Origin of the sequence: Bacteroides sp. AM23-12 (assembly GCF_003434395.1) — a bacterium.
Taxonomy (GTDB): Bacteria; Bacteroidota; Bacteroidia; order Bacteroidales; family Bacteroidaceae; genus Bacteroides; species Bacteroides thetaiotaomicron.
Window position 1 is genome coordinate 389 of record NZ_QTLF01000072.1, and the last position, 2,881, is coordinate 3,269.

At 51.8% G+C, this 2,881-nt stretch carries 2 protein-coding genes and 1 pseudogene; all 3 read left to right on the forward strand.

Annotated features, from left to right (window positions below; translation table 11 throughout):
* The first annotated feature begins 477 nt into the window (after positions 1-477).
* Positions 478-906 (forward strand): conjugal transfer protein MobA, encoded by a 429-nt coding sequence (gene mobA, locus DW640_RS22970; protein ID WP_004291488.1) that lies wholly within the window; start codon positions 478-480, stop codon positions 904-906.
* On the forward strand, positions 885-2,132 hold the full coding sequence (gene mobB / locus DW640_RS22975) for a conjugal transfer protein MobB (protein ID WP_004291483.1): 1,248 nt from the start codon (positions 885-887) through the stop codon (positions 2,130-2,132). The genes mobA and mobB overlap by 22 nt, the downstream gene beginning before the upstream one ends.
* Before the next feature lie 30 nt (positions 2,133-2,162).
* Positions 2,163-2,846, forward strand: a pseudogene (locus tag DW640_RS22980) (YWFCY domain-containing protein); the annotation flags it as partial.
* Positions 2,847-2,881: the final 35 nt, after the last annotated feature.

Here is a 2,881-nt window from a genome sequence, read left to right on the forward strand (position 1 = left end):
TTCGGCAAGTATCCGAAGAAGCGGATTTCCGGGTATTTGAATGTTCCGTTTATCATATCTTCAAATCGTTCGTTTCTTGAATCATGCTGCAAATAAACAAGTATATTTTGGAACCTGTATCACTTCTCCGGCAAGTGGCGGCACGTTGCGCCGGTTGGCAGTCATTGACCGGGTCAAGCATCTGTCCGATACCGCTTTAAGGGCGTAACTTTGCACCCGGACAGCAGGGTTCGCCGATGACGCGCGGCCCGGAGTCCTGAAAGGTATTTTCCCAATCCGTCCCCTGACGGATTTTTATGTTCACCTGAACATAGCAAGATGTCTTTTCAGCCGCTCAAAATATTTTGAGCAGCCACGAAAAGCACTTGCCCTTGCAGGGGGCGGGCTTTCCCTCCGAAGTCGGGAAGCCTTTCAGAACTGCGGTGCTGTAATCCGAAGCGGCGGCTTATGCCGTCAATCCGCTAAATCCAAAGTAATATGAAAGAGAAAAGGAAAAGCAAATCAGGGAGAAATCCCAAACTTGATCCGGCGGTGTACCGGTACACCGTCCGTTTCAACGAGGAGGAACACAACCGTTTCCTCGCCATGTTCGGAAAATCGGGTGTCTATGCACGGTCTGTTTTCCTCAAAGCGCACTTCTTCGGGCAACCGTTCAAGGTGCTGAAGGTGGACAAGACGTTGGTGGACTATTACACCAAACTGTCGGATTTTCATGCACAATTCCGTGCCGTGGGTACGAATTACAACCAAGTCGTGAAGGAACTGAGGCTGCATTTTTCAGAGAAAAAGGCGATGGCGTTGCTCTACAAATTAGAGCAACACACCGTCGAACTCGTGAAACTGAGCCGCCGGATTGTGGAACTTTCAAGGGAAATGGAGGCAAAATGGTCGCAAAAATCAGTGTAGGAAGTTCGTTGTACGGCGCGATTGCCTACAACGGGGAGAAGATTAACGAGGCGCAGGGGCGGCTTCTCACCACCAACCGCATCTACAATGACGGTTCGGGAACGGTGGACATAGGCAAGGCGATGGAGGGTTTTCTCACCTTCCTGCCACCGCAGATGAAGATCGAGAAGCCGGTGGTGCATATCTCTCTCAACCCGCACCCGGAGGATGTGCTGACCGATATTGAGTTGCAGAATATCGCCCGCGAGTATCTGGAAAAACTCGGTTTCGGAAACCAGCCTTATCTTGTATTCAAGCACGAGGACATCGACCGCCACCACCTGCACATCGTGACGGTCAACGTGGACGAGAACGGGAAAAGGCTCAACCGGGATTTTCTCTACCGCCGCAGCGACCGTATCCGCAGGGAACTGGAACAGAAGTACGGATTGCATCCGGCAGAACGTAAAAATCAGAGATTGGATAATCCGTTGCGCAAGGTGGCCGCATCGGCAGGTGATGTGAAGAAGCAGGTAGGCAACACCGTGAAGGCTCTGAATGGGCAGTACCGTTTCCAGACGATGGGCGAATACCGTGCGCTCCTTTCCTTATATAATATGACGGTGGAGGAAGCGAGGGGCAACGTGCGCGGACGGGAGTATCACGGGCTGGTCTATTCCGTCACGGACGACAAGGGTAACAAGGTGGGCAACCCGTTCAAATCCTCGCTTTTCGGGAAGTCCGCAGGCTATGAAGCCGTACAGAAGAAGTTTGTCCGTTCCAAATCGGAAATCAAGGATAGGAAACTGGCAGACATGACGAAACGCACCGTCCTTTCCGTGCTGCAAGGCACTTATGACAAGGACAAATTTGTATCCCAACTCAAAGAGAAGGGCATCGACACCGTACTGCGCTACACAGAGGAAGGGCGCATCTATGGGGCTACCTTCATCGACCACCGCACGGGATGCGTGCTGAACGGTTCGCGCATGGGTAAGGAGCTTTCGGCGAATGCCTTGCAGGAACACTTCACCCTGCCATACGCCGGACAACCGCCGATACCGCTATCCATCCCTGTGGATGCTGCGGACAAGGCACACGGGCAGACCGCCTACGACAGTGAAGATATATCGGGCGGTATGGGCTTGCTCACTCCCGAAGGTCCGGCGGTAGATGCCGAGGAAGAGGCTTTCATCCGGGCGATGAAGCGCAAAAAGAAGAAAAAACGCAAGGGCTTGGGTATGTAATCAGAGTATCAACAATTAAAAAATCAATGTATGTCACAACAAGAAGACGATTTGAGGGCATTGGCGAAAATCATGGATTTTCTGCGTGCCGTGAGTATCATTTTAGTGGTCATGAACGTGTACTGGTTCTGCTACGAAGCCATCCGGCTGTGGGGCGTGAACATCGGCGTGGTGGACAAAATCCTTCTGAACTTCGACCGCACGGCGGGGCTGTTCCATTCCATTCTCTACACGAAGCTGTTTTCCGTCCTTTTGCTTGCCTTGTCCTGTCTGGGTACGAAGGGTGTCAAGGGTGAGAAAATCACTTGGGGGAGAATCTGGACAGCATTTGCCGTCGGGTTCGTGCTGTTTTTCCTGAACTGGTGGTTGCTGCCCCTGCCGCTGCCGCTTGAAGCGGTGACGGGACTGTATGTCCTTACCATTGGAACGGGCTATGTCTGCCTGTTGATGGGTGGTCTGTGGATGAGCCGCCTGTTGAAACACAATTTGATGGAGGATGTTTTCAACAACGAGAACGAGAGTTTCATGCAGGAAACGAGGCTTATCGAAAGCGAGTATTCGGTCAATCTGCCGACACGTTTCTATTACAGGAAACGCTGGAACAACGGTTGGATCAATGTAGTTAATCCCTTCCGTGCGTCCATCGTGTTGGGTACGCCGGGCAGCGGCAAGTCCTATGCCGTGGTAAACAATTTTATCAAGGTGCGACACGAAGTTGCGTAAATAATTGTTCAAAATTCTAATCCACG

Coding starts and splice junctions, on each gene's coding strand:
- mobB (WP_004291483.1), top strand. CDS start 885: ATGGTCGCAAAAATCAGTGTAGGAAGTTCGTTGTACGGCGCGATTGCC.
- mobA (WP_004291488.1), top strand. CDS start 478: ATGAAAGAGAAAAGGAAAAGCAAATCAGGGAGAAATCCCAAACTTGAT.